Below are 25,729 nucleotides of genomic sequence, written 5' to 3'. Positions count from 1 at the left end.
CTGCTGATCGCCTGTGGCGTGGCAAAGTCCACCTGCACCCAGGACGGATCTTCTACACTTGGCGCACCTTGCCAATCATTATGGTCGAGCCACTTGGTTTGCACGTCTTTATCGAAGGCCTTATCGGCGCTTTCCGCATCACTGATGGCATTGCGGGCACTGATGGTGGCATCCAGCATGGTTTGCACCGTGCTCACTTCCTTAAGCGGCCCTGTGCTATTTGCCTCATCAAACAAGGGCAAGGTTAAATCAACAATAGACGCACCACTGAACCCTAACTCAGCGCTCAAGGGATGCCGTTCAATGGCATCGAACAGACGTTGGCGAAAACGCTCGAGCGCCTCGGCATCATCCGCCAAGGCCGCACTGATATCGGCTTGTGCAGCACTCAAATTAGCGGCGAGGGTTTCGCCGATATTCAGCTCGGCAAAAGCGGCATTGAGCAATGACAACTTAATGCTGGCTTCATCGATTAATGGGGTTTGGCACTGCTGCTCACCGGCCTCGTCGGTCTCGCATTGCTCTACACCTTGAAAGTTGGCCAGGCTATGGGCACTGACCACGGGCGTTTCAAAAACATTGGTGTTGTTGGTTTGCCAGCCCATGATACGCAGCAGTAAGGCTGACATATCCGCTTGCGCCAGCGCCATCAACTCGGCACTGGAGACATTGCGGCCGTTGGCAATTTCCTGCTCCACCAAAAACGTCGCCAAGGTGGTCAGGGCGTTGACCTGCATGCTTGCATCCGCCTCACCATCGGCCTGATTGCCATAGGGCACGCTCACCTGAGCCAAGGTGCTTAGCTGCGCACCGACAAGGGCGTCGCCGCTTAGCTCTTGGGCAATTTGCGCATCGCCACACATGAGCGCATCACACACCATACTCGATTGCGCCGTGGTGCTGGCTGTCACCTTCACCGTGGTATTAATACCAAATCCTGGTGCGCCCGTGACGGTGAAAAACACCTCGCCTTGGGTATCTGATATAGCCTCGGCATCGATGCCAAGCTCGGTGCCATTTAGGCTGGCCACACTTATCTGCGCGCCACTTAAGGTCCCTTTGACCACTGAGCCTGCGAGCTCTGCGGCCGTACTTGCCGCAGCAACCGGGACGTCTTGAGGGTTAGGATCATCACTGCCGCCGCAGCCACTTAGCACAGTGCACAGTACCAAGGGCACCGATGTCACCTTGATAAAATTAGACTTTTTCATATTGCTACCTTGTTCTTTACTGATGCGCACCGCCCGAAGCTGGGCATTATTGCTCTTCTTTCTTGCCATCAATTCGGGCCTAAATGCGCATGTCACATAATGAGTTAATTAAAAACGATACGTTAAGCCGGCATAGTAGCGACGACCGCTGTAGCTGCTGCTGCGTAACCTGGCCTTGCTGTCCTCACCATAAAAGGTTCTTGGCTCCTCCTCGGTCAAGTTGATCACCGAGGCGCTAAAGGACAGGTTATCCATCAAGCTATAGGAAGCGTTTAAGTCGACCTGTTGGTAGGGCTCCTGGTAGACGGTCAAGCCATCGGCAAGGCCCAGTGCGGTCTTGCCGCGACGGTTGTAGGAAGCGCGAACACTGAAGGTGTCGTTCTCAAAGTAAGCAGAGAAGTTGAACTGGTTATCGGCGCTGCCCACCAGAGCAGACTCACCTACCTTTTCACCATCGACACTGACATCCGCCTGGTTGGTGTCATTGAGGGTGTAGTTGGTGTTAATGCCGAAACCGTTATCAAAGGCGTGCTGGGCGAATATCTCAATACCGCGCGAGGTAGCATTGGTACCGTTTGCCGTGGTGGTAAAGGGCGTCACCGTGATCTCCCCTTCGGGCACGATCATCTCACCGGTATTGGGGTTGGTAAAACCGTCAAAAGGACGTACAGAGGTGATAATCAAGGGCACGATAAAGTTATCTACGTCCTTGTTAAACAGCGCGATACCAACCGCAGAGCCCTCCCCATAATAGTATTCGGCGGAGATATCCATTTGCACCGACTCGTAGGGTTTTAAATCCTTGTTACCACCAGATCCCTGCCAACCCGGCTCAACCGGGTTACCACGGAATTCCAGGCGATCGTCGGCCCACTCCTGAGAGATAAAGGTCAGTTGCTCCGGAGCCCCTAGATCGTTATATGGGGCGCGCGACATGGTTTTCGCCGCGGCGGCGCGCAGCACCAGGTTGTCGGTGGCATCCCACACCAGGTTTAAACTGGGTAAGAACTGATGGTCGGTGGAGGTGCGGCCAATGGTTTCTTCCACATCGAGTAAACGGCGCTCACCAAGGATGTCTTCCTGGGTAACATCATCAATGTCGTCCAGGAAGAAATTGATCTTGTCCGAAGACATAATATCGGTTTCGGTTTTTACGTAACGGACACCGACATTGCCGCGCAGGCTTTCATAGGAAAAATCCGCCTGCACATAAGCTGCGGTGATTTTCTCTTCGATATCAAAGACAAAATCCGGCTCTTTGCGGGTGTACTTGGCGTATTCACTGGTGACGATATCGCGGTATTTGTCCCAGTTAATGGTGGGCATGACGTTAACATCAAAACCACCGGGAATGTTCTGCTCTGAACGGCTATTAAGCACATCTTCCAGGTTTGGCATACCACCGATCCACTGGTAGGAAACCTCGTCGATGGCACCTTGGCTAAATGGATCAAGTGTACCGTTAGCGATGCCCGCCGCCCCCTCTTGGGTGATAAAGAAGGTGTTATTGGTTTCGCGGTGCAAGCTGGTCTTACGGTGTTTCACCCCCACCCGCAGGGTATCAACCCAACCCGAGCTCAAATGATAGCTAAAATCCAATTGCCCATAATCTTCTTCCAGATCACTGACGATATAACTCGAGCCGGTCGAGCCCGGATCCGGGTCGCCGGCAACACCCCCCAGCAGGTTATCCAGAAGGGCTGGATCCGTATACAAGGAGACGCGGTCACCCAAACGCCAGCCGGCAAAGGCCGCTGCATTTTCCACCCGGCCGGAATCACTGCGACCGGCGGGCTGGCCACTTTTGTACGCCGCACGCCAAGATTCAGACGGGCCTCCACTGGCCTTGGTGCGACCAAATTTACCTTTTAAGTCATACACCTCGCCGCTGTATTCAAAGCCGAAGTCATAGGTGTCTGAGGTGTCTTCTTCAAGGGTATAACTGCCTATAATCCAGGGGAATTCCATATTTCCCTCAGTGCCACCGGCGCCCGTGGTAAAGTCCATGCCCGTCACTATGGTGCCGCTCTGATCAAGCTCAACCCCAACTAGGTGATTGGGGTTGTATTTCCATTCCGGGATCCACATTTGCGAGGTGGTTCTGTCCTGGCCCAATTCAAAATGGAAGTAGTTAAAGGTCAGCTCTAGGGTATCCATGGGTAGCCACTGCAAGGTGGTTTGAATCCCTTCACGCTCACGCTTTTCTTTGGTTACCCCAACGCCGGCAACCTGAGGCGCCCAGACGCCGTCATACACATTGCCATAAGCATCTTCTAAGGCGGCGAAACGTCGGCTGCTGTCGGTAATTTCATTGCCCTGGGTATCAACCGCGGGTAGATCTGAGCTGGTGGCCCAGCGCCAGCCACCGCCGCCACTCATATCTCCGCCTAACGAGCGGTTGGTGCGGTCCTGACGAGAATAACCGACTAACACACCCAGGTTCTCCTCATCATTTTTCCATGAATACACGCCGTTGAAGTTGGGCTCGTATTTTTCGGTGACATCGGCATAGGTGTATTCGAGGTTTAGGGCGCCAGAATTGGCATCCATATCCAATGGCTTACGGCTGTGGATAATCACGGTCCCACCCACCCCACCTTCATCTAAGCGCGCCTCTGAGGACTTAAATACTTCCACGGATTGCACCATGGTCGAGGGCAGTAAGGAGTAACTAAATGAACGTGACGGTGAGCCCGGAGACGAGGCAATAAAGTTACCATTGAGTTGGGTAAAGGTCAGATCCGATGACAAACCGCGAATACTAACGTTTTCCCCTTCACCGCCGCTGCGGGAGATAACGATACCGGGAACTCGCTGCAAAGAGTCGGCGACGTTTTTATCTGGGAACTTGCCTATGTCTTCGGCGGTAATGGCATCGACAATGGCATTGGACAGGCGTTTAATTGCCATATTTTCTGCCATTGAAGCACGTATGCCGCGCACTTCGATGGTTTCTATTTCTTTTTTATCTTCGTCTTCTTCGACGCTGGGGTCGGCATAGGCTGCATTTCCCGCCGCCATCATTGCTAAAAACAGTGCAGACTTTGTGAACCGCTGCGCATGACCCGCGCCTCGTCGGTTGTTCTTATTGTTGGCCATTTCAGTCTCCAAGTATCTTTCTTATTGTTGCTCGCCAAACAAAAGACTGACGAGAAATGTCGCCTACGTTCCTATTACTGCCTTACTTTTCACAAGTTAATAGTTTGTAAAACTTGCCCACAGAATAGAGTCATGACCAGTTGGAGCGATAATATAAATTCGGTGAGCTCTAAGACAAAATCGGCGTATAGACTAAAAAAAGATCCAATTAACTACGGCCTGATTTATAGTGCACACCCTATAAGAATGGCTAACCCAGAATCAAAACAAAAACGATAACACCATGATTAAAAAGGATTTATAAGATTAAAAAACAAATGAGATTGAAACGGTGACAAAAAGAAAAAACACAGCAAGGGGGATCAATGAACGCCGACAATAGTAAAATTCTTGAAGTTTGTCTGAATGCGGACAATCTTCAGATGCTTATACAGAACCTTGCTGTGGTGTGCAACAGTGGTGCTCGGCGCATTGAGTTGTGCGCCAACATGGCCCAAAACGGCACCACACCGAGTACTCAGGCCATGGCACTCGCCGGTGAGTTAGTGACGGCAAATACCGAGCTACTTGTGATGATCCGCCCCAATACCCACTCCTTTAGAGTGGATACGTCAACCTTAGCGCAGATGCTTAACAGCATAGAAGCGGCCGCCGCCCATGGCGCCACTGGGGTCGTCTTTGGCGCCCTGAGCGTAGCGGGCAAAGTAGACGCTCCAGTAGTACAGGCCCTGGTGAAACAGGCTAAACAAGCTGAACTCACATGCACCTTTCATCGTGCTTTTGATGCCATCGACAATCAATTCAACGCCCTGGATACCCTGATAAACCTCGGGTTAGATCGGGTGCTCAGCAGCGGCACTCCCTGGCAAAGTGGCCTGGGCGCTGCGGCAGGGATAGAACGCCTACGGGCATTAGTAAGGCATGCCGGCGGCCGTATTGAAGTGGTCGCAGGCGGCGGGGTAACGGCGGAAAATGCCGGAGCCCTTTGGCAAACCCTAGCGCGTGAAGGCGGCCCTCTTTCACTGCACAGTTACGGCGGCGTACACAAGGCGCAAGACCAGGTATCACATTCGGCTCTCGAGGCAATACTAGATGCAACAGACTAAACAGGATACGCAAACGCCCAGCATTCCCAGGCTTTATCTCGGTATTGATGGCGGTGGCAGTAAATGCAAGGTGCGCCTTGAAGATAGCAATGGCTTATTCCTCGCCGAAGCGACATCGGGACCCGCCAACATAGCAACTTCCTTCAATCAGGCCCAGGAATCGATCACCGAGGCTGCTGTACGTGCTTTGATGTACGCCGATTTGCCTCTTGAGAAATTAAACACCATCCATGCCTGTGCAGGCTTGGCCGGGGCTTCAGTGCCATCGGCCTTAAACAAAATGATGCAATGGCAACATCCATTTGCACGCTTGGATATCACCACGGATATGCATATCGCCTGTGCCGGCGCTCATCAAGCCGCTAAGGGCGCGGTGATCATTATCGGTACCGGGTTTTGTGCCGGCGCCATAGACCAAGGCCGGATGCTTGAATTTGGCGGCCACGGGCTGCTGCTAAGCGACGGCGCCAGCGGTGCCTGGTTAGGGCTAAACCTGGTGCGCCATACACTGGAGGTACTGGATGGTCTAACAGTTTCATGCCCCTTGAGTGACGCCCTGTTGCAATACACCCATTGCAACACCGCGGGAGAGCTTACGGCGCAAAGCATTAATGCCACGCCGGGCTATTTTGCCCAGTTTGCTCCTTTGGTGTTTAGTCATGGCCATGAAGCCTTGGGGAAAGCGCTCCTCAGCCAAGCCGCTTGTTATGTATCTCGCTATATCGACCATTTACAACATCAAGGCTTTAGCCGCATCTGTTTGATGGGCGGCGTTGCTCATGCACTCGAGCCCTGGCTCAGCGATGAACACCGCGACCTGCTCACCCCCATGCAGGCAACACCGGAAAGTGGCGCGATTGCGTTGTTGCACCATAGACTGGAGGGTTAGGGTCTGTTTGCAGAATCTAACCCTCGATAGTTTCCCGCAGCTTGGAAGGCACATCACCAAAGAGGCGCTTGAATTGTTTGCTGAAATAGCTGGGCTCGGCAAAGCCACATTGGTACGCCACCTGCGACACCGGCAGTTGCGTTTCCACCAGCAGTTTGCGGGCATTCTCAAGGCGCACTTCGTTAATGTACTGGTTGGGCGTTTTTGCCAGATGCTTTTTAAAGCGACGCTCCAGCGCACTCACCGATAGGTGCGCCAACTCGGCGAGCTCTTCGATGCCAATATGACGATGAAAATGGCTGCGAATATACTCCACCGGCGCCTCAATGGCCTTCACATGCGACAAAGCCTTGGACGTTTTTTGCAAATGGCGCGTTACGCCATAGGTGCCGATGATCTTCCCTTGCTCATCTTTTAGCACATGCTTGGAGGTAGAAAACCAGCCGAGCTCTCCCCTGTCCGTGTAATTCAGCTCCAAGCGGTCGGTCACCACATCCCCCTGCATCACCCGCTTATCGTCATTCACATACTGAAACGCCAAGTGTTTAGGGGAAAAGTCGAAGTCCGTTTTAAACAGGATCTGGTCGAGAGACTTAAACCCTTGGTGCTCGATAAAGTGTTGATTACCATGCAGGATTCTACTGTCGGTATCCTTTACCCAAAAAAGAATGTCGGGGATCAGATCAAAAGCAGCAATCAATTGATTTACGCCGACTTTATGTAGAAATTCGGTACGTTCCATGGGCTTGCGCATACTCAAATTAAGGGGCTCGTGCTTTTATTGTAAACGCCGATTTTGTTGCATTGTCAACCGAATTTTTATTATCCCCCAAGCAGCCCACTTCCCTATTATCGATAACACGATGTTAACTAAACTCATAAGCACGGTGTTTTTCAACCCTGTTTTACACCCGAGCGCTAGCACCCTGCTTATAGGAAATATTAGATGAGTATCAAACGAATTCGAATGGCCATGGTCGGCGGTGGCGAAGGTGCCTTTATCGGCGCGGTACACCGTATTGCGGCTCGCCTGGACGGGCAAATAGACTTGGTCGCCGGCGCTTTTAGTTCAGATCCAAAGCGCTGCCTAAGCACGGGACAGACACTCGGGCTGGACCCGGCGCGTTGCTATGGGGATTATCAAAGCCTAATCACGGGGGAAGCCCAGCTAACGGCGGATAAACGCGCCGACTTTATCGCCATCGTCACGCCCAATCACTTGCACTTCCCGGTGGCTAAAATGGCCATCGAACACGGCTTCCATGTGCTCTCGGATAAACCGGCTACTCTCACCTTTGCTGAAGTACAACAGCTTGCTACCTTGCTTGAACAAAATACCAGCCTGTACGGTTTGACCCATACCTACACAGGTTACCCCATGGTCAAAGAGGCCAAACAGCGCGTTATCTCCGGTGAGCTTGGCGCCATTCGCAAGGTGGTAGTGGAGTACTCTCAGGGCTGGCTGTCGCAAGCGACGGATGAGCAAGGCAAACAGGCGAAGTGGCGCTTGGATGCCAACACGTCTGGCATTAGCTGCTGTATGGGTGACATAGGCGTTCATGCCGCCAACCTGGTGGAGTATGTCAGTGGCTTGGCCATCACCGAGCTCTGTGCCGATCTTAACCAGGTATTGCCGGGGCGCGCCTTAGATGATGATGGCACCGTGTTACTGCGTTTCAATAATGGTGCCAAAGGCGTGCTAATGGCCAGCCAAATCGCTGTCGGCGAGGAAAATAATCTGCGCCTGCGCATTTATGGTGAACATGCCAGCCTGGAGTGGGCACAAATGGAACCCAATAGTCTCTGGCTTCGCCCCCATAATGCCCCCGCGCAATTGTTGCGTGCTGGTGTAGGCCCCCTGAGTGAGGCCGCCATGACGGCACTGCGTACTCCCGCGGGCCACCCTGAGGGTTACCTCGAAGCCTTTGCCAATATTTACCGCAACTTTGCGGCGCAGATCAGCGCGTACAAGGCGGGTCAGGTTTCGAGTAACGAGGCATTTGATGTACCCGGCATCGACCAGGCCGTTCGTGGCATGGCGTTTATTTACAATGCCGTTGCGGCGTCTAAGCAAGACAGCAAGTGGCACCCTTTCACGATGGATCACTAAAACGTATGAAACAAATTAAAGGACCAGCCATTTTTCTTGCCCAGTTTGTCGGCGATGAAGCACCGTTTAACAACCTGCCTAACATTTGTCGCTGGGCCGCAAGCTTGGGCTATAAGGGCATACAAATCCCCAGTGGCGACAAGCGCTTATTTGACCTTGAGCAAGCCGCGCAGTCACAGGAATATTGCGACTCGATTCAAGCCATAGTCAAGGGTGCGGGACTGTGTATCACAGAGTTGTCCACCCACCTGCAGGGCCAGTTGGTTGCCGTGCATCCCGCATATGATGAGATGTTTGATAACTTTGCTCCAGATGAAGTTAAGGGCCAACCTCAGGCGCGGCAAAAATGGGCTACGGAGCAATTGCTGATGGCCGCCAAGGCGAGTCAGCGTCTGGGCTTAAAAAGCCACGCCACCTTCTCCGGAGCGCTGCTGTGGCACACCATGTACCCTTGGCCGCAGCGTCCACAAGGACTTGTTGAGCAGGGGTTTGAGGAATTAGCAAAACGTTGGCTGCCGATTTTGGATGCCTTCGATAAGGCCGGAGTAGATGTCTGCTATGAACTGCATCCCGGTGAGGATTTACACGATGGCGCCACCTTTGAGCGCTTCTTGGCGGCGACCAATAATCATCCACGGGCGCAGATCCTCTACGATCCCAGTCACTTCGTCTTACAACAGTTGGACTATCTGCAATTTATTGATATCTATCACCAACGCATTAAAGCCTTTCACGTCAAAGACGCCGAGTTCAATGCCAGCGGCCGCGCCGGTGTGTACGGCGGTTATCTGGACTGGCAAGCGCGTCCGGGACGTTTCCGCTCCCTAGGCGATGGCCAGATAAACTTTGGTGCCATTTTCAGCAAATTGACCCAGTACGGGTTCGACGGCTGGGCTGTGCTGGAGTGGGAATGCTGCATCAAGCACCCCGAGTCGGGCGCTCGCGAGGGAGCTGAGTTTATCGCCAAGCACCTGATCACGCCCACCGACAAAGCATTTGATGATTTCGCCGGGGCCAGTACCGACAGCGAACGCAACAAACGCATTTTGGGCATTAACTAATGAGGACACCCACAATGGATAATAATCATAATAACCGCCTTGTGTTTCGCCTATGCTGTATTGCATTGGTTGTAACCTCAATGACCTTCGCTATTCGCGCCGGCATTCTCGGTCAGTTAGGCGAGCAGTTTTCGCTCAGCGATACCGAACTTGGCTGGGTAAACGCCATGGCTTTCTTAGGCTTCCCTATTGCGACTATGGTCGGTGGCGCTATCTATAACGCCATCGGTGCGAAAAAATTGGTGGCGCTGGCCTTTGTCTGCCACTTCGCTGGTTTGGTAATGACCATTTACGCCGATGGCTTTTGGGCGCTGCTGCTTTCTACATTCTTAATTGGCTTCGCCAACGGTTCGGTTGAGGCCGGCTGTAACCCGCTTATCGCCGAAATGTATCCCAATAACAAAACCACCATGCTTAACCGTTTTCATGTCTGGTTCCCGGGCGGCATTGTCATTGGTGCCCTGGCCTCAAATGCCATGACCTCAAGTGGCTTTAACTGGCAATGGCAGGTGGGTCTTATCATCATACCAACCATCATTTATGGTTTGATGATGTTCAAGGCACAATTCCCGCAATTCGACACTCGCACACACTCAACATTGAGTAATTTGAAGAACTTATTCTCACCTGTATACCTCTTCTTAGTGGTGTGTATGACGCTAACGGCCACCACTGAACTGGGTACACAACAATGGATTGAGCGAATTTTAGGTGCTTCTGGTGCATCCCCTATGATGATCCTTGCCTTGATAACAGGTTTGATGGCTATTGGTCGTTTTTTTGCCGGGCCCATAGTGCATAAATTTAACCCAACGGGTGTGCTCTTGGGCTCAGCGGTCTGTGCGACAGCAGGTATTTTCGTGATGAGCCAAGCCACCGGCAGCATGGTTTACGTAGCTGCTGTGCTATTTGCTATCGGTGTAACCTACTTTTGGCCAACTATGCTCGGTTGCGTGGCTGAATACACGCCAAAAACCGGTGCATTGGGCATGTCGCTTATCGGCGGTGCCGGCATGTTCGCAGTGAGTTTGTGGAATCCAGTCATTGGTAGCTGGATTGACAATGCACGTACGCAGGCACAGGCCGCAAATATTGACGCGCAACAAGCTGAATTACTTGCGGGTCAAGCAGTGCTAGGAAACATTCTACTGTTCCCAGCCATCCTTATCTTCGCCTTTTTAGGCTTTTATTTTTATATCAAGAACAATAAGGGCGCACCAACACACGCCCAAGTAGCAACAAGTAAAGACTAACAAGGGTTTCCTACTATGAAAAATTCGATTAAAGCCCTACCGTTAATGTTCGCTCTAAGCTCCACGGCCTGTGCGTGGGCGCAGGACAACCAATTAACGGAGCAAGAGCAACAAGCCGGTTGGCAATTGTTATTTGACGGCAAAGACATGTCGCAGTGGCGTAACTTCAAAAGTGATGGCCTGAATAAACAGTGGCAGATAGAAGATGGCGCCATGACCTTAACCGCCGGGGGCGGCGGCGATATCCTCACCAAGAAAAGCTATGACGACTTTGACCTGCAATTGCAGTGGAAAATCGCCCAAAAAGGCAACAGTGGCATTTTCGTGCTTGTGGATGAAAAAGGCAGTGCCATCTACTCCCATGCCCCGGAAATCCAAATTCTCGATAATAAAGAGCACCCGGATAACAAGGTTGACTCGCACCTGGCAGGCTCAATTTATGATTTATTCGCAGCCCCAAGCAGTGCGCATAAAGTAGCTGGCCAGTGGAATGATGTGCGCATTCGTCTGCGCGATAACCACCTCGAGGTATGGCAAAACGGCGTCAGCACCACCAGCATAGTGATAGGCAGCACCACCTGGAATGCCTTGGTCGCCAACAGCAAGTTTGCTACTTGGCAGGGCTTTGCCCAGGGCCAAGGTGGGCACATTGGCTTGCAGGACCACGGCGACCGCGTGTGGTTTAAAAATATCAAGATTAAGGAGCTGTAGTGATGGCAAAATTTGATCATAAAGTGCTGGTTGTCGGCTCTGGCGCCGGTGGCGCCATGGCGGCCTATACTCTGGCTAAGCTGGGTCACAAGGTGCTAATGCTCGAAGCGGGACGCGACTATAACCCAAAAACCGAAAGCCCCATGTTTAAGCGCAATAGCGAAGCGCCCTTAATGGGCGCCGGCAACAAAGACAAAAACTTTGGTTTTTATGACGCCACGGTAGATGGCGGCTGGCAAGTACCCGATGAACCATACACCGAAGCAGAAGGCACCGACTTTTACTGGTGGCGCGCGCGCATGCTAGGCGGTCGCACCAATCACTGGGGTCGCTACTCGCTGCGTTTTTCCGAACATGACTTTAAAGCGAAAAGCCGCGACGGCCATGGTGCTGATTGGCCATTTGAATACCAAGATCTTGCTCCTTGGTACGATAAAACCGAGGCCATAGTCGGGGTGTGTGGCACCAACACCGGCCTAGATGATATGCCGCCGTCTTCTGAAGGCATTTTGCAGCCGCCACCCAAACCCCGTGTTCCAGAGTTACTTGTAGCTGCGGCGGCGAAAAAGCTTGGCATTCCTGCAGCACCCATGCACCGCGCTGTGCTTACCCGCCCTCTTGACGACCGTATGGCCTGTTTTTATGCCACTCCCTGTGGCAGTGGCTGCTCCATAGGTGCGGCATTCCAAACCACCACCTCCCTTATTCCCTTGGCAAAAAAGACGGGGAACTTGGAAGTGCTCACCGATGCCATGGTTAAGTCCGTGTCCGTGGACGATAACGGCAAGGTCACGGGTGTCACCTATGTGGATAAGAAAACCATTACCGAGCATGCCATCAGCGCCGATGTGGTGATCCTGGCGGCCAGCGCCTGTGAGTCTGCGCGCATTATGTTGAATTCCAAGTCCGCGGCGCACCCCAATGGTGTTGCCAATTCCAGCGGCCAAATAGGCAAAAACCTGATGGACAGCACAGGTGCCTGGTTGGGAGCACAGATCCCTGCCTTGAAAGGTCGCCCGCGTTACAACGAAGACGGCCATACCGCAAACCACCTGTTTATTCCTTGGTGGGGGCATAAGGCTCAGGCACAAGGAGAACTTGATTTTCCACGTGGTTACCACTTCGAGATCAGCAGCGGCTTCCGCCAACCTGGTTCCGGCGTATCTGGTGATAAACAAGGCTATGGCCCTGAGCTTAAGCAGCAAATTCGTGATGCATACGGCTCTTACGTTGGTTTCGCTTTGCGCGGTGAGATGCTGCCCAACAAAGATACCTATATGGAGATTGACCCAGAAGTGAAAGACAAATGGGGTATCCCTGTGTCTAAATTCCACTTCAAATGGTCAGACAGAGAACTTAAGCAAATTGAGCACGGCCTCAAAACTGCTAAACAAATCCTAGAGACCATGGGCGCAACCATCGGTGAACTGCCCTCTGCCGAACAGGCGATTTCAAAAGGGGGAGAAATCATTCACGAAGTTGGCACCACGCGCATGGGTAGCTCACCAAAAGAGTCGGTTACTAACCAATGGGGCCAAACATGGGATTGTGACAATCTATTTGTTATGGATGCCGGTGTATTTGCGTCTAACCCACATAAGAACTGCACGCTTACGATCATGACGTTAGCTATGCGCAACTCAACTTGGCTCAGCGAACAAATTGGCAAAGGAGCGTTATAATGCACCATCAAGACAGAGACAACGCCTATCAATACAAATCAGGGATGACTCGTCGCGAGTCACTCAAATGGCTAGGCTTATTAGCAGCTGGTTCAGCGGTCACCCTCACGTCAGCTTGCTCCAAAGCGCTTGATGTCACTGCAGCAAGCAGCAAAGGGCATTGGCCAGATTTAGATCTGAAACCCATTACCGCACCGGGCTATGGTACTGATCCAAACTTAGTGATCCCGCCGCAGTCGCCTTGGCCACTTACTTTAAGTGCAGCTCAGCTCACTTTAGTCGCTGTGTTAGCGGATTGGATTGTGCCACGCGAGGGCTCAATTCCTTCTGCATCGGAATTAGAAGTGCCAGCTGTCATTGATGAGTGGGTCAGTGCGCCTTATGAGGGACAACAACGCGACCGCATTACTATTTTGAATGCGCTGGCCTGGATAGACGATGAGGCTCAGCTGCGCTTTAAGGCCAGGTTTGCCGCCCTGAATCGCGCTCAGCAGCAGGCGATTATGGACGATATCGCCTATTACTCAGATAAAACCCCTGAGCAGTTTAAGCGCATTGGTAAAGCCTTTTTGCGCTTTAAAGATTTAGTGTTGGGAGCGTTTTTCTGCTCTCCGCAAGGCTGTAAAGACATTGGCTACTTAGGCAATGTGCCTATTGGCGGCGACTATCCAGGGCCCAGTGCACAAGCCAAAGCCCACCTCGATAAGGTGCTAGATGAGCTCGGACTCAGTACCTACGCCTACCAGGATTAATACATCTAGCGCACCGCAGAGCCCATTTATGGGCTCTAATTTTATGGACTCAAAATGAAATATATTTCTTTTAACCCGATTGTTTGGCTTTGTGTTTTAGCTTTGTCTCTGCCGACGGCGGCAAAACAGCCGCAGATTAAGACCCCTCCCATCAGCGTGCAGCTTTGGTCTGTAAAAGAGGCCCTTAAAGCCGACTTTCACGGAACCCTTGAGGCACTTGCGAACATGGGCTTTGCCGGTGTTGAATTCGCCGGAGACTTTGGCCCCTATGGTGACAACCCCAGCGCCCTTAAGAAAACACTGGCCAAGCTTGGTCTTCAAGCCAGCAGCGCCCATATCGGCTTTGATGTCCTCACTGAACAAAAGCTAGCCCACACCCTGCTGTTTTATAAAACACTCGGAGTTAACACCCTGTATGTTCCCTGGGATGAGCGTGCCTGGGATGCCATCCGAATAACCCAGTTTACCGAGCAACTAAGCGCCGCTCATGCACAAGCCCGGCACTTCGATATGGAGATCGGTTTTCATAACCATGAACGTGAGTTTGAACCCTATAAAGAGGCGACGTTTTGGGACTATATTGCCACCCACACCTCGAACTCCTTGCCATTGCAACTGGATATAGGTTGGGTACATTACGCTCAACAGGACGTTCAGGCCTTAATTAAGGCCTACCCGCAGCGTACCCGCTCTGCGCACATTAAGGTGGTCGCCAAAAACAATGGCCTTAGCCCCATTTTAGGAAACAATGGTTTTCAGTGGGATGAAATCATTCAGACTTTGATTGCTGAGGGTAAAACCCAGTGGCTGGTATTAGAGCAGGAACAATATCCCGAGCAGATGACTCCATTGCAAAGTGTGGCGGCATCAAAGCAAGGACTGGATAAGGTACTCGCGCGTCTTCAGAACTAATCTAACCCGGCCTTTTTCCCCACACAAAAAACGCCACCCCTAAGGTTGGCGTTTCATTATTTGTTTGCTACTCGCTAAATACACTGTGCGGTCATATCCCAATCATTTTTGCGATTGATATTTGCGGTGATGCTGGTGCATACCTTTTTCGCTTCCTGATCGGTTAGACCCCAAAAGATCAAGGCGCCTTTACGGGCGTCGCGATTGCCGTTTAAATGAATATAGTGAGTACGCGCCGGCTGTTGCTGCAACATGGAGGCATAGCGCTTATCCAGGCTTTCTTTGCACTCAAAAGTGACATGGGAGCAAAAGTTCTCCTCTACGCACTGATCCACAAAGTCCTGAACCAGATTGGCATCACAGGCACCTTCCTTATATCTGTGCCCCACTCCGATCATCTCAATCTCACGCCCTGGTAAGTTGTAAGTGATACGAGCCTGGGCATACACCATTTCCCGCTCTGGGGTAAAAATCTCACTATTATTGTAGAAATAATAAATTGCCGCGCCGATTGCTGCCAATATTAATATATTTTTCATTTAGTTACCTCTTCGTCCATTGAAGTTTTGAGTAGCCAGTGTAGAACAGTTTTGTACCTAATCCAAATATGCTCCGAATAAGTGCTAAGCAGACCTTTGCCGTTAAAAGCAATCACCCGCATAAGAGCTATACTCTATAAACAGATTGGAGCATGAATTATGAGCCAAAAACGAGCCTTTTATCGCGTCCACAACAAGGTGATTTATATGTCATTTAAGCGCTCTTTTGCGAATGAAAATGACGGCACGGAGTTGCAGTCGCCATCCCCTAAAAAGCTCGCTCAAGTAATTAGGCTAAAACCTAAGCATTACCGGCATTAAGACAAGCATTAGGACGATATCGCCGCGACAAATATACAAGGTTGAAAGCCTAAGGTTACGCCGTATCTCTAAAAAATGCATACTTCCTATAAACCAACCGGCTTAATTCCAGATGTAAGGGAATAAGCAAAATATAAATATAATCCGCAAGCCAGTAGCCAAAATCAATCAGCCACTGCACATATTCTGTAAACCCAAACGTGCTAAGTTGGGGAGCCAAGAAAGTGCCAATAAGCATAAACGGCAAGGCAAAAAGGAAAAATAGAAATTGCACTATGGTCGCCAGCCCTATTACAAGGGCAAAGAATAAAAAGGCGTTGGTTGCTTGCATGCGTTTAGCGTACAAGTAAGGGATGCAGGGGGAGGCCAATAAGAAGAACAGCATTATCCAACCAGCCATTATGATCTCAACTCTTTGAAGAGGCGCCCCATCAATACCAAACCCAGACATGAAAGAGAGGTCGCCAGGCCACCTACCAGCCCCAACAGAAGAGTCCCTTGTAGGGGCATTTGTATCAATATGCCCAAGATAGCAAAGGTGATACATCCATATATTAAAAACCGTAACACAATCATAAATCCTCCATGATCATACCTATTTTTTCATGCTCCAGTTAGCTGGGCTGAGGCTGCCCTCGCAAGCTATCCAGCCACTGCTGCGGGTTGGCCAGAATAAACTCGTAGGCTTGTCCGTTGATTAAGGTGATTTTAATCGCCTCGCTCAATAGTGGAATTACACCCCCACCCTTTGCTGATGTGCTTTGCACAGTGGCAATACTGCTACGAGAAAAGGTATAGGGCCCAAGGCCGAATGTTTCATTGAAGGGGCTAAATTGCAGTTCAGTTTCGGTTAAAACCAGTTCGCCGTCGGCGCGTGCCACACCGCACTGAGCCGTGGCATTAGCCGACTTTAAAATAGACGCTGACATATCACACTCCTTTGCAACTAGGTTGCTATTCGTCCCAAATTGATGAGGTTTATGCTTTGATATCAAAAAGCTAGCAGCCTATTAGCGATTAAACAAACCAAAACCAGTAAAATAATTGAGTAAGTTTGCTTTTCAATCCTGCTTCTTACCCATGGGCCAAAATGGGATCACCGCAGGCACCCGATTTTTGTAATCCACATAGACATTGCCAAAACGAGACACCAGGGATTTTTCCTCAAAATACAACCCAATAAAGATATAGACAGTCATGCAAACTGAAAGCATCAACTGGGTCATGCTCATAAAGGGCGTAAACCAGACCCCCATCAAGACCCCGGTTTGAATGGGATGGCGCACCATTTTATAAAGAAAAATTTCTTTAAATTCATGACCTTCATCTGGGTTCATGGATAAGCTTTGTTTTAACCCCATCAAATGAAAGTGGTCTATCTCAAAGGTGGCTAGCACCAAGATAAGCCAGCCAAAGACATGTAGCGCACGCAATATAATCACCGCCACTTGGTTATCTGTGTGCCAAACCGTTCCGGCGATGGGTTGCCAGTAGAAACAAAAAGCGAACATAAAGAGGCCGGAAATGAGCACATAGATACTGCGCTCCACCGCCGCGGGCACAATCTGAATCAGCTTTTTCTTAAAACTGCTGCGTGCCGCCAGGCTATGGTGCAGACCAAATAACAAGATAATGAATAAATTAATGAGGATAGCCTGGGTGCCAGCGCTACCGACCGGCTGAGAATTGATATGCAAAGGTAAAAAGCTCCATCCCCCTAAATACAGCATAAATGCTGTGAGTCCTGCCAGCCCAACGAGATAGGCAAAAATCCCAAAGAGTGACACTAAGAGCCTGTTCATACTATTCTCCCCGACCCCGGCCGGAATCAAGCATAATTGAGCTTATAATTTACCGTTCGAGGTACAAACTAGCACCTATGCTCACCTCCTTGTTTGCGAGGGCCGATTAAAATCTAATTTAACTATAGACTTAATCTGTGCTTATGGTGGCTAAAAACATAGGTGGCTGGAGGTTAATTTTCAGGGCAAAGTCATATCGACTTAAAAGAAACCGGTCGGCGCTTAGCACCGACCTAGTATGTGGGAAGCGCCGATATGATTAATCCAACACCTTGGCATCATTGGCTTTATTAAGCAGAGCCCGACTTTGACGCAAAAACTGGTCGCTGGCATCGCTAAAGAAATGTTTGGCATCGTTAAAGGCGGCGATTAAGGCATCCTTATCCTTATCGCGAAGCATGTTCAGGGTTTGCTCGTAGGTGTTTTGGTACGCCTCAAGCAGCGGCTCGACGCGGTCAAACTGGGCCAGCATAATATCGCTGTAAAGCTCCGGGCTTTGTGCAAATAACCGCCCTACCATCATCAGCTCTAACTGATAGATGGGCGATGAGCAGTCGCGAATTTCCTGCAAGCTGTGCTCCTGGCGCGCCAGAAACTGACCGTATACAAAGGTGGTTAAGTGGCGCATCACTTGAATTATTTGCATGGCCTCATCGTGTTTACGTGCGCTCATTGTCACCAGCTGGCAACCCCAAACCTTAAGCTGGGCTTGCAAGGCATCCCCAGCCTTACTCTCACGACCCGGGCACACCACTACGGTTTGCTTAACCCAATGGCTGATGTCGGGGCCAAACATGGGATGTAAGCCCAGCACAGGACCGCTGTGCTTTTGTGTCAGCGCCGCTAACGGCTTTTCCTTAACCGAGGTGATATCTACCAGTAGCGCGTCCTCATCGAGCGCAGGGAGTGATTCAACCACCTTGTCAACGGCATTGATGGGCACACTGATAATCACGCACTTCGCGCCGCGAATAATCTCTTCGGCCTTGCCTTGCTGCTGTTCATCCTTATCGAGAATACGCACCTCAACGCCACTGCGGATTAGTTGCTTGGCAAACAACTGACCCATGGCACCGCGACCACCGACTATCACTGCAGGGCTAAGCTCAGGGCAAACGCAGGCGAGTTCACTTTGTTGATTTTGATAGGCCTCGCGCATCATGCGGCGGAGAATATCTTCGACCAGGTCGGGATTCACGCCTTGTTCTGTTGCTTGCTCACGGCGCGCGGCAAGGAGAGCGGCTTCACGATCCGGGGCATGCAAAGGCGCACCATAACGCTGCTTGACCTTACCGACCTGCTCGGTGATCTGATTACGTTTTGCTAAAAGGCGGACTAATTCACTGTCGCAGGCGTCTATTTCGCTGCGTAACTGGGCTAACTGCTGCTCGGCTGACATTATGTAAACTTATAATTACATGCGGTAAATTAATAATTACACCGATACTAACACAATCAAAGAGGAATTGAAGGGTTAGCTAGCCGACTAAAGGAAACAAGATGAGGGGGAAACCAAAACGGGCCAGCTATTGCTAGCTGACCCGTTTTATCACGTTTTAGTAAAACGCGCGTATTAATTAAGTTTTTCTTTAATACGTGCAGATTTACCAGAACGCTCACGCAAGTAGTAAAGCTTAGCGCGACGAACCGCACCACGGCGCTTAACTGCGATGCTGCTGATAAGAGGGCTGTGCGTTTGGAATACACGCTCAACGCCTTCACCGCTCGAGATTTTACGAACTGTGAATGCTGAGTGTAGGCCACGGTTACGCTTAGCGATTACAACACCTTCAAAGGCCTGTAGACGCTCTTTTTCACCTTCTTTTACACGTACCTGAACAATAACTGTATCACCAGCACCGAACGCAGGTACATCTTGCTTAAGCTGTTCAGCTTCAAGCTCTTTAATAATATTTTGGTTTACTTTTGCCATTTTATTTCTCACTTTCCTAGGTGTAACTGTCTTCTAGCCACAAGCTATGAGTTTTCCTGCTGATATTCAGCAAGTAAACTTGCTTGCTCCTCAGTCAGAGCTAGGTTTTGCAACAAGTCTGGACGTCGTTGCCAAGTTCTTCCGAGTGACTGCTTAAGCCGCCATTTCGCAATTTCTTGGTGGTTACCGCTCAGTAAAACTGATGGAACCGCTTTGCCATCCAATATCTCTGGCCGGGTATAGTGAGGACAATCAAGCAAGCCATCCGAAAATGAGTCTTGCTCAGCCGACTGGTTGTGGCCTAACACCCCTGGCACTAATCGCGCGACCGCGTCGATTAATGTCATGGCCGGTAGTTCACCACCGCTGAGGATAAAATCCCCAATCGACCATTCTTCATCGATATAGGATTCGATGATCCTTTCATCTATACCTTCGTAACGACCAGCTACTAAAATCAGTTTGTCGCTAAGAGCAAGCTCTTGCGCGCCTTGCTGATCTAGTTTCCGCCCTTGTGGCGACATATAAATTACCTTAGCACCCTCACCCGCTGCGGCTTTGGCATCGATTATGGCCTGCTTTAATGGTTCAACCATCATCAACATGCCCGGACCACCGCCATAAGGTCGGTCATCCACTGTACGATGCTTATCCGTCGCGTAATCGCGTGGGTTCCAGCAGTGAAAGTCGATTAAACCACGTTTCACTGCGCGGCCTGTGACACCCTGCTCAGTAATAGCCGAAAACATCTCGGGGAAGAGGCTTATCACCCCCACCCATAAAGGTGCTTGCGCCATTAAAAGGCCGGATCCCAGTCCACAGTAATTTGGCGAGCTTCATGATCCACGTTCTGAATAACCGAATCGGTTAAGAACGGGATTAAACGCTCACCCTTGCCAAACGCATCTTTACTGTTTGCTTTCACAACCAGTACGTCGTTTGAGCCTGTCTCCATCAAGTCATCAACCTGACCTAGGTTGTAACCTTTATCGGTTACCACCATCATGCCGATGAGATCTCGCCAATAGAACTCACCTGCCGGTAGTTCTGGCAGTTGCGCCGCATACACAGAAATTTCCACATTGGTAAAAGCCATTGCTTGGTCTCTGTCGTTTACTTGCGCGAACTTGGCGATAAAGCCTTTGTTGTGGCGACGCCAGTCACTCACTTCAAAGGATTGCCATTTACCTTGTTGCCCTATCAACCATGGGCTGAAATCGAAGATCCCTTCGGGATCATCAGTAAATGAATGTACCTTAAGCCAACCCTTAATCCCATACGGGGCTCCGAGTTTGCCAACGACGATTGTAGAGGCTTGCTCCTGTTGACTCATGGTTACACTTACGCCTATTAAGCCGCTTTACGAGCGTCTTTAACTAGTTTTGCTACGCGATCTGAAAGAGATGCACCTTGACCTACCCAGTGATCAACACGAGATAAATCTAAACGTACTTTTTCTTCCTGACCTGCAGCAATAGGGTTAAAGAAACCTACTTTCTCGATGAAACGACCGTCACGCGAGAAACGGCTATCCGCAACCACAATTTGATAGAAAGGACGCTTCTTAGCGCCACCACGTTGCAAACGAATAGTTACCATACCGTCCTCTAAATAGATTGACTGTTTTCATTAATAAGTTTACTTCCCCATAGAGGGAAGCTGGGGAATTGTACGAATTTTTTGCCACAATGCAAGTAAGAAGTGCATTTAATGCTTTGTTTATGTCGGTTAAATGCTGATCCTAAGCCGCTGTAGCAAGAGGATTTGACCGTTATTCAAACACCTGCTGGTTAATCGTCACAGTCTATACAAATTGACGCTAAAACGCTTCGTTTTATTACCTCCCTTTATACCCGCATAACAAAGTGGGTCTACTTGTTGGCATCAAGCGAGGTATCACCCGAGGTATCACCCGAGGCTTTGCCTGAGGCATAACCGCTGCCGATGGCAGAAAAGGGCATTTCCAATTGCAGCTCGGGCACCTGCAAGCCTATCCAGGCGGGAAAGGTGTTGCTGTTCGGCCCGGGGAACAAGGTGTATTCATGAGCCCAAGGATAGCGCGTGGCCGCAGCTTTGATCTTAGGAATAAGTTGTTGTGCCTGATTGCCACTGATGGATAAAAACTTCTCTGGCCTGGCACCGTACCAGTATCTGTCCGGAGTGTTGGTTTGATAGGTGCGCAGTGCCGGGCGTCCCTGGTCTACGCCCCAACCCACCACTTCGTACACCGTATATTCATCGGCACCCTGCTCTTTAATGGCGAACCAGGTATGCACCGCAAACCAGCCGCGCCAGCCAAAGGCATCGGCGGCATAAAACTCTATAACCGCTTGTGGCTGCGAAACGGGCATAGCAATACCAGCGGGTTCACGACTGGCGGTGCGCCAATCTGAGCTGGCACAGCCGCTCACGCCAGTGAATAATAAAACTAAGAGCAAAACTCGCAACATGATCTCTACCGTTTTTGGCAAGGAGCTTAGGCTTTCACTATTTCATGTGCTCTTGGGCTTTGCAAACACATAAAAAAAGCGCGACTCGTGTCACGCTTTTTCTATCTCGTTTGTTAGAGCGATTAAAGGCTTAAAACTTAGGACCGCCAGGGCCACCCATCATACCCGGAGGTAGCATGCCCTTCATACCGCGCATCATTTTCATCATGCCGCCTTTGCCTTTCATCTTCTTCATCATCTTCTGCATTTGCGTAAATTGCTTCAACAGTTTATTGATTTCCTGCACCTGAGTGCCCGAACCCGCAGCAATACGCTTTTTACGCGAGCCCTTGATGATTTCCGGACGAGCACGCTCTTTAGGCGTCATAGAATTGATAATGGCTTCCATTTGCACAAAGGTTTTGTCGCTCATTTGGCCTTTTACCGTATCCGGCAAGTTGCTCATGCCCGGTAACTTATCAAGCATGGACATCATACCGCCCATGTTTTTCATTTGACGCAGCTGCTCGGCAAAATCTTCTAAGGTAAAGCCATCACCTTTAAATACCTTGTCGGCAACCTTGGCGGCTTTATCCTTATCAATCTTCATCTCCACTTCTTCGATAAGCGACAGTACGTCGCCCATGCCAAGAATACGTGAAGCTACCCGGTCTGGATGGAAAGGCTCTAAGGCGTCGGTACGCTCACCCACACCGATAAATTTAATCGGCTTGCCGGTGATATGACGAATTGACAGCGCCGCACCACCACGGGCATCACCGTCTGTTTTAGTCAGGATCACACCGGAAAGCGGCAGCGCTTCATCGAAGGCTTTAGCTGTATTGGCGGCATCCTGACCCGTCATTGAGTCAACAACGAATAGCGTTTCAATAGGATTGATGGCTGCGTGTAGCTCTTTGATTTCATCCATCATGTCGCTGTCGACATGCAAACGACCGGCGGTATCCACCAGCACCACATCGATAAACTTTTTCTTCGCGTGGCTAATGGCGCCAGTGGCAATATCAACCGGCTTTTGGCTGATGTCACTGGGGAAGAATTCAACATCGACTTCGTTGGCCAGGGTTTCCAGCTGTTTAATCGCCGCCGGACGATATACGTCGGCACTGACCACAAGCACGGATTTTTTCTTGCGTTCTTTTAAGAACTTAGCCAGTTTACCCACACTGGTTGTTTTACCAGCACCTTGCAGACCAGCCATCATGACTACAGCCGGAGGCTGGGCATTCAGGTTAAGCTCTTCGTTGGCCTCCCCCATGGCTTTTTCAAGTTCTTCGCGGACGATTTTAATGAAAACCTGACCCGGGCTTAGGCTTTTTGTTACTTCCGTGCCAACCGCACGCTCTTTAACCTGCTTCACAAATTCACGTACTACAGGCAGGGCAACATCGGCCTCAAGTAGCGCCATACGTACTTCGCGCAGCGTTTCTTTAATATTGTCTTCGGTAAGACGGCCGCGGCCACTAATATTTTTTAGGGTCTTTCCTAATCGTTCCTGAAGGTTTTCAAACATCGCTAACGAGTCCGTTGCTACTAACTTGGCGGCGATTATAACTGAAAGCGAGGGGCAAATCCCAGAGGCAAGTGCAATGGATTCACATAATTAGATCTAGGCAAGCGTGTGTGCATTACATACAATGTCCTTTTAAAGCATTCATTTAATTCCTTATAAAGGTCATTATGCTGATCACGGTTTTGACATTATTGAGTTGTGTTTTTTACGCTGCGGCAACGGTGCACGTTTTATCACGCTTATTTCACGCCCAAGGACCTTCACAAAAAGCCACGGTCATTTTGAGTACCTTGGCAATACTGACGCACATGGTGCTGTTGGTGAATTCGGTCTTTACCAATCAGGGCCAAGATGTCAGCTTTATTAATGTCTCTTTATTAACCTGCTGGGTTATTGTGCTCTCGGTCACTGCGGTGTCGTTAAAGTTCCCGGCTACCCTGCTGTTGCCTGTGGTCTATGGCTTTGCCGCTATTTTGCTGTTTGCCAGCCTGTTTATGCCGCACCATCTGATAGTGCAAGACATTCATCTTGAAGCAGGTCTGGTTACCCATATCACGCTGTCATTACTGGCCTACTGTATTTTAATTATCGCGACCCTGTATGCGGTACAATTTTATTTTATCGATAAGCGCCTCAAGCGCAAAGACCTGGCCATTGTTTACAGCCACTTGCCGCCACTTATGGTGGTTGAGCGCCAGCTGTACCAATTGGTTACCGTGGGCACGGCGCTGTTGACTATGGCGCTGCTGTCGGGCTTTATCTTTGTCGATACCATGATCAGCAAAGAGTATGCCCATAAAACCATCTTATCTCTGCTCGCTTGGGCAATATTTGCCACCGTGGTATTAGGACGTCACCTTAAAGGCTGGCGTGGCAAGTCCTCGGTCATCACCATTATGGTCGGTGCCGCTTTCTTAACGCTTGCCTACTTCGGTAGTCGCTTTGTTCAAGAAGTGATTTTGCATCGTTTTTAACCAACCACGAATAGACCCGCATAAGCGGGCTTGACTCTGGGCTTTGAGTACCGCTTAATATACCCTGACTAACTACAAAAGGATCCTTCTTTGGACGACATATCGACGAGTACCCTGTTTATAATCTTGGGCATACTCATATTGATTTCGGGCTACTTTTCCGGCTCTGAAACCGGCATCATGTCTATAAACCGGATACGTCTTAGGCACCTAGAAAAAGAAAATCACCCTGCCGCCATGCGTGTCAGCAAGCTACTGAACCGCCCGGACAGACTGATCGGTTTAATTCTTATCGGTAACAACCTAGTTAATATCGCCGCTGCCCAGGTGGCCACCATTATCGGTTTGCGTTTGTATGGCGACATGGGTATTGCCATCGCCACCTTTGCACTGACCCTGGTCGTGCTTATTTTTGCCGAGGTTACGCCAAAAACTCTGGCGGCTCTGTACCCAGAAAAAGTGGCCTTCCCCAGCTCGGTGATCCTCAAATTCCTGTTAAAAGTACTTTATCCTTTGGTTGTCGTGGTCAATGCCATGACCAATGGCATGCTGCGCCTGTTTGGTGTATCGACTCAGGAAATTGAAGAGCACAGCCTGAGTAAAGAAGAATTAAAAACCGTAGTGAGCGAGTCTGGCGCATTTTTACCGGCTAAGCATAAAAGCATGCTCACCTCGATTCTAGACCTTGAGCAGGTCACGGTTGAAGACATCATGATCCCGCGTCACGAAATAAACGCCATTGATATCAACGATGACTGGAAGGCGATCAGTAAACAGCTCACCAATGCACAGCATACTCGCGTGCTCCTTTATCGTGACCAAATCGATGATGCGGTGGGCTTTATCCACGCTCGTGATGCCTTGCGCCTGCTGACCAAGGAGCAGTTTAATAAGGCATCTTTGCTACGTGCAGTACGTGAGATTTACTTTATTCCGGAAGGAACCTCGCTCAACACCCAGTTGCACAAGTTCCAGCAGGTCAAAGAGCGTATCGGTCTTGTCGTTGACGAATACGGTGATATTCAAGGCCTGGTAACGCTTGAGGACATTCTCGAGGAAGTGGTCGGTGACTTTACCACTACCCAAACTCGCGCTCCGAGCGAGGAAGTCAATATTCAGGCCGATGGCTCAGTCCTGGTCGAAGGCAGCGCCAATATTCGCGACCTCAACAAGGAAATGGGCTGGAAACTGCCTATCGACGGTCCTAAAACCCTAAGCGGCTTAATCGTTGAGTATCTTGAAGATATTCCCGATGCCAACCTGGGCTTAAAAATCGCCGGCTACCCTATCGAGGTACTGGAAGTAAAAGAAAACATGATTAAGCTAGTGCGCGTTATTCCACCGAAAAAGCGTAAGAAAAGCTAGAAAAATCAATACACCGCTGTCATCTGTGCTTTAATAAAACTTTGTC

At 50.2% G+C, this 25,729-nt stretch carries 24 protein-coding genes and 1 pseudogene; 11 read left to right on the top strand and 14 right to left on the bottom strand.

Annotated features, from left to right (window positions below):
* Positions 1–1,211 (bottom strand): annotated as a pseudogene (locus C2M35_RS11015) (discoidin domain-containing protein); the annotation flags it as partial.
* A 108-nt stretch (positions 1,212–1,319) separates the two neighbouring features.
* Entirely contained in the window at positions 1,320–4,310 is a 2,991-nt protein-coding gene (locus C2M35_RS11010; RefSeq protein ID WP_105265331.1) for a TonB-dependent receptor, read from the bottom strand.
* Positions 4,311–4,675: 365 nt separating this feature from the next.
* Between C2M35_RS11010 and C2M35_RS11005 the strand changes: the two genes are divergently transcribed.
* Both C2M35_RS11005 and C2M35_RS11000 read left to right on the top strand, forming a co-directional pair.
* Entirely contained in the window at positions 4,676–5,416 is a 741-nt protein-coding gene (locus C2M35_RS11005) for a copper homeostasis protein CutC (RefSeq protein ID WP_105265330.1), read from the top strand.
* Positions 5,403–6,305, top strand: a complete 903-nt coding sequence (locus C2M35_RS11000) for a BadF/BadG/BcrA/BcrD ATPase family protein (RefSeq protein ID WP_105265329.1) — start codon at positions 5,403–5,405, stop codon at positions 6,303–6,305. The genes C2M35_RS11005 and C2M35_RS11000 overlap by 14 nt, the downstream gene beginning before the upstream one ends.
* 16 nt (positions 6,306–6,321) lie before the next feature.
* Here the strand turns inward: C2M35_RS11000 and C2M35_RS10995 are convergent, their stop codons facing one another.
* A complete protein-coding gene (locus tag C2M35_RS10995; RefSeq protein WP_105265336.1) occupies positions 6,322–7,047 on the bottom strand; it encodes a helix-turn-helix transcriptional regulator in 726 nt (241 codons plus the stop codon).
* A 204-nt stretch (positions 7,048–7,251) separates the two neighbouring features.
* Between C2M35_RS10995 and C2M35_RS10990 the strand changes: the two genes are divergently transcribed.
* The 7 genes from C2M35_RS10990 to C2M35_RS10960 are packed head-to-tail and all read left to right on the top strand — an operon-like array spanning position 7,252 to position 14,786.
* On the top strand, positions 7,252–8,415 hold the full coding sequence (locus C2M35_RS10990; protein ID WP_105265328.1) for a Gfo/Idh/MocA family protein: 1,164 nt from the start codon (positions 7,252–7,254) through the stop codon (positions 8,413–8,415).
* Positions 8,416–8,420: 5 nt separating this feature from the next.
* Positions 8,421–9,476 carry a sugar phosphate isomerase/epimerase family protein gene (locus C2M35_RS10985; RefSeq protein WP_105265327.1) on the top strand — a complete coding sequence of 352 codons (1,056 nt, stop codon included), beginning with the start codon at positions 8,421–8,423 and terminating at the stop codon, positions 9,474–9,476.
* Between the two features lie 14 nt (positions 9,477–9,490).
* Positions 9,491–10,729 (top strand): MFS transporter, encoded by a 1,239-nt coding sequence (locus tag C2M35_RS10980; RefSeq protein ID WP_105258957.1) that lies wholly within the window; start codon positions 9,491–9,493, stop codon positions 10,727–10,729.
* Between the two features lie 15 nt (positions 10,730–10,744).
* Positions 10,745–11,440, top strand: a complete 696-nt coding sequence (locus C2M35_RS10975; RefSeq protein ID WP_105213043.1) for a 3-keto-disaccharide hydrolase — start codon at positions 10,745–10,747, stop codon at positions 11,438–11,440.
* Between the two features lie 2 nt (positions 11,441–11,442).
* The gene (locus tag C2M35_RS10970; RefSeq protein WP_105258955.1) at positions 11,443–13,122 is read left to right on the top strand and encodes a GMC family oxidoreductase; all 1,680 of its coding nucleotides are present in this window, start codon (positions 11,443–11,445) and stop codon (positions 13,120–13,122) included.
* Positions 13,122–13,874: a gluconate 2-dehydrogenase subunit 3 family protein gene (locus C2M35_RS10965; RefSeq protein ID WP_105258954.1), complete on the top strand. Its 753-nt coding sequence runs from the start codon at positions 13,122–13,124 to the stop codon at positions 13,872–13,874. The genes C2M35_RS10970 and C2M35_RS10965 overlap by 1 nt, the downstream gene beginning before the upstream one ends.
* A 54-nt stretch (positions 13,875–13,928) precedes the next feature.
* Positions 13,929–14,786 carry a sugar phosphate isomerase/epimerase family protein gene (locus C2M35_RS10960; RefSeq protein WP_105265326.1) on the top strand — a complete coding sequence of 286 codons (858 nt, stop codon included), beginning with the start codon at positions 13,929–13,931 and terminating at the stop codon, positions 14,784–14,786.
* Positions 14,787–14,860: 74 nt separating this feature from the next.
* On the opposite strand, the gene C2M35_RS10955 is transcribed toward C2M35_RS10960, so the two are convergent.
* The 11 genes from C2M35_RS10955 to ffh form a co-directional block, all read right to left on the bottom strand.
* The gene (locus C2M35_RS10955; protein WP_105201003.1) at positions 14,861–15,325 is read right to left on the bottom strand and encodes a hypothetical protein; all 465 of its coding nucleotides are present in this window, start codon (positions 15,323–15,325) and stop codon (positions 14,861–14,863) included.
* A gap of 376 nt (positions 15,326–15,701) precedes the next feature.
* On the bottom strand, positions 15,702–16,046 hold the full coding sequence (locus tag C2M35_RS10950) for a hypothetical protein (protein ID WP_158677968.1): 345 nt from the start codon (positions 16,044–16,046) through the stop codon (positions 15,702–15,704).
* A gap of 214 nt (positions 16,047–16,260) precedes the next feature.
* Positions 16,261–16,575 (bottom strand): hypothetical protein, encoded by a 315-nt coding sequence (locus C2M35_RS10945; RefSeq protein ID WP_105265324.1) that lies wholly within the window; start codon positions 16,573–16,575, stop codon positions 16,261–16,263.
* Between the two features lie 132 nt (positions 16,576–16,707).
* Positions 16,708–17,448 (bottom strand): methyltransferase family protein, encoded by a 741-nt coding sequence (locus C2M35_RS10940; RefSeq protein ID WP_105265323.1) that lies wholly within the window; start codon positions 17,446–17,448, stop codon positions 16,708–16,710.
* A 259-nt stretch (positions 17,449–17,707) separates the two neighbouring features.
* Positions 17,708–18,847, bottom strand: coding sequence for a bifunctional chorismate mutase/prephenate dehydrogenase (gene tyrA, locus C2M35_RS10935; protein ID WP_105200999.1), 1,140 nt, complete (start codon positions 18,845–18,847; stop codon positions 17,708–17,710).
* 174 nt (positions 18,848–19,021) lie between these two features.
* Positions 19,022–19,381 (bottom strand): 50S ribosomal protein L19, encoded by a 360-nt coding sequence (rplS, locus tag C2M35_RS10930; RefSeq protein ID WP_105200998.1) that lies wholly within the window; start codon positions 19,379–19,381, stop codon positions 19,022–19,024.
* A 44-nt stretch (positions 19,382–19,425) separates the two neighbouring features.
* The gene (gene trmD / locus C2M35_RS10925; protein ID WP_105200997.1) at positions 19,426–20,178 is read right to left on the bottom strand and encodes a tRNA (guanosine(37)-N1)-methyltransferase TrmD; all 753 of its coding nucleotides are present in this window, start codon (positions 20,176–20,178) and stop codon (positions 19,426–19,428) included.
* Positions 20,178–20,714, bottom strand: a complete 537-nt coding sequence (gene rimM, locus C2M35_RS10920) for a ribosome maturation factor RimM (protein WP_105200996.1) — start codon at positions 20,712–20,714, stop codon at positions 20,178–20,180. Before rimM ends, trmD begins: the two co-directional genes overlap by 1 nt.
* A 17-nt stretch (positions 20,715–20,731) precedes the next feature.
* Positions 20,732–20,980, bottom strand: coding sequence for a 30S ribosomal protein S16 (gene rpsP / locus C2M35_RS10915; protein WP_017216164.1), 249 nt, complete (start codon positions 20,978–20,980; stop codon positions 20,732–20,734).
* 272 nt (positions 20,981–21,252) lie between these two features.
* Positions 21,253–21,831: a DUF3750 domain-containing protein gene (locus tag C2M35_RS10910; protein ID WP_199774416.1), complete on the bottom strand. Its 579-nt coding sequence runs from the start codon at positions 21,829–21,831 to the stop codon at positions 21,253–21,255.
* Positions 21,832–21,961: 130 nt separating this feature from the next.
* Entirely contained in the window at positions 21,962–23,344 is a 1,383-nt protein-coding gene (gene ffh, locus C2M35_RS10905; protein ID WP_105200995.1) for a signal recognition particle protein, read from the bottom strand.
* 167 nt (positions 23,345–23,511) lie between these two features.
* On the opposite strand from ffh, the gene C2M35_RS10900 reads away from it, so the two are divergent.
* Entirely contained in the window at positions 23,512–24,318 is an 807-nt protein-coding gene (locus tag C2M35_RS10900) for a cytochrome C assembly family protein (protein ID WP_105213050.1), read from the top strand.
* Between the two features lie 90 nt (positions 24,319–24,408).
* A complete protein-coding gene (locus tag C2M35_RS10895; protein ID WP_105200993.1) occupies positions 24,409–25,683 on the top strand; it encodes an HlyC/CorC family transporter in 1,275 nt (424 codons plus the stop codon).
* Positions 25,684–25,729 lie beyond the last annotated feature (46 nt).

This window comes from Pseudoalteromonas sp. T1lg76 (assembly GCF_002964725.1).
In the GTDB taxonomy this organism is placed as follows: domain Bacteria; phylum Pseudomonadota; class Gammaproteobacteria; order Enterobacterales; family Alteromonadaceae; genus Pseudoalteromonas.
The sequence above is the reverse complement of the archived record's forward strand: the minus strand, read 5'-3'. Positions and strand labels throughout refer to the sequence as shown.

Excerpts from the sequence above, each read along its gene's own strand:
- C2M35_RS10950 (WP_158677968.1), bottom strand. The coding sequence starts at position 16,046 with ATGGCTGGTTGGATAATGCTGTTCTTCTTATTGGCCTCCCCCTGCATC.
- C2M35_RS11005 (WP_105265330.1), top strand. The coding sequence starts at position 4,676 with ATGAACGCCGACAATAGTAAAATTCTTGAAGTTTGTCTGAATGCGGAC.
- C2M35_RS10955 (WP_105201003.1), bottom strand. The coding sequence starts at position 15,325 with ATGAAAAATATATTAATATTGGCAGCAATCGGCGCGGCAATTTATTAT.
- C2M35_RS11000 (WP_105265329.1), top strand. The coding sequence starts at position 5,403 with ATGCAACAGACTAAACAGGATACGCAAACGCCCAGCATTCCCAGGCTT.
- C2M35_RS10945 (WP_105265324.1), bottom strand. The coding sequence starts at position 16,575 with ATGTCAGCGTCTATTTTAAAGTCGGCTAATGCCACGGCTCAGTGCGGT.
- C2M35_RS10960 (WP_105265326.1), top strand. The coding sequence starts at position 13,929 with ATGAAATATATTTCTTTTAACCCGATTGTTTGGCTTTGTGTTTTAGCT.
- C2M35_RS10995 (WP_105265336.1), bottom strand. The coding sequence starts at position 7,047 with ATGGAACGTACCGAATTTCTACATAAAGTCGGCGTAAATCAATTGATT.
- tyrA (WP_105200999.1), bottom strand. The coding sequence starts at position 18,847 with ATGTCAGCCGAGCAGCAGTTAGCCCAGTTACGCAGCGAAATAGACGCC.
- C2M35_RS10980 (WP_105258957.1), top strand. The coding sequence starts at position 9,491 with ATGGATAATAATCATAATAACCGCCTTGTGTTTCGCCTATGCTGTATT.
- C2M35_RS10970 (WP_105258955.1), top strand. The coding sequence starts at position 11,443 with ATGGCAAAATTTGATCATAAAGTGCTGGTTGTCGGCTCTGGCGCCGGT.
- rpsP (WP_017216164.1), bottom strand. The coding sequence starts at position 20,980 with ATGGTAACTATTCGTTTGCAACGTGGTGGCGCTAAGAAGCGTCCTTTC.
- C2M35_RS10940 (WP_105265323.1), bottom strand. The coding sequence starts at position 17,448 with ATGAACAGGCTCTTAGTGTCACTCTTTGGGATTTTTGCCTATCTCGTT.
- C2M35_RS10910 (WP_199774416.1), bottom strand. The coding sequence starts at position 21,831 with ATGTTGCGAGTTTTGCTCTTAGTTTTATTATTCACTGGCGTGAGCGGC.
- C2M35_RS10990 (WP_105265328.1), top strand. The coding sequence starts at position 7,252 with ATGAGTATCAAACGAATTCGAATGGCCATGGTCGGCGGTGGCGAAGGT.
- C2M35_RS10900 (WP_105213050.1), top strand. The coding sequence starts at position 23,512 with ATGCTGATCACGGTTTTGACATTATTGAGTTGTGTTTTTTACGCTGCG.
- ffh (WP_105200995.1), bottom strand. The coding sequence starts at position 23,344 with ATGTTTGAAAACCTTCAGGAACGATTAGGAAAGACCCTAAAAAATATT.
- trmD (WP_105200997.1), bottom strand. The coding sequence starts at position 20,178 with ATGGCGCAAGCACCTTTATGGGTGGGGGTGATAAGCCTCTTCCCCGAG.
- C2M35_RS11010 (WP_105265331.1), bottom strand. The coding sequence starts at position 4,310 with ATGGCCAACAATAAGAACAACCGACGAGGCGCGGGTCATGCGCAGCGG.
- C2M35_RS10965 (WP_105258954.1), top strand. The coding sequence starts at position 13,122 with ATGCACCATCAAGACAGAGACAACGCCTATCAATACAAATCAGGGATG.
- rplS (WP_105200998.1), bottom strand. The coding sequence starts at position 19,381 with ATGGCAAAAGTAAACCAAAATATTATTAAAGAGCTTGAAGCTGAACAG.
- rimM (WP_105200996.1), bottom strand. The coding sequence starts at position 20,714 with ATGAGTCAACAGGAGCAAGCCTCTACAATCGTCGTTGGCAAACTCGGA.
- C2M35_RS10985 (WP_105265327.1), top strand. The coding sequence starts at position 8,421 with ATGAAACAAATTAAAGGACCAGCCATTTTTCTTGCCCAGTTTGTCGGC.
- C2M35_RS10975 (WP_105213043.1), top strand. The coding sequence starts at position 10,745 with ATGAAAAATTCGATTAAAGCCCTACCGTTAATGTTCGCTCTAAGCTCC.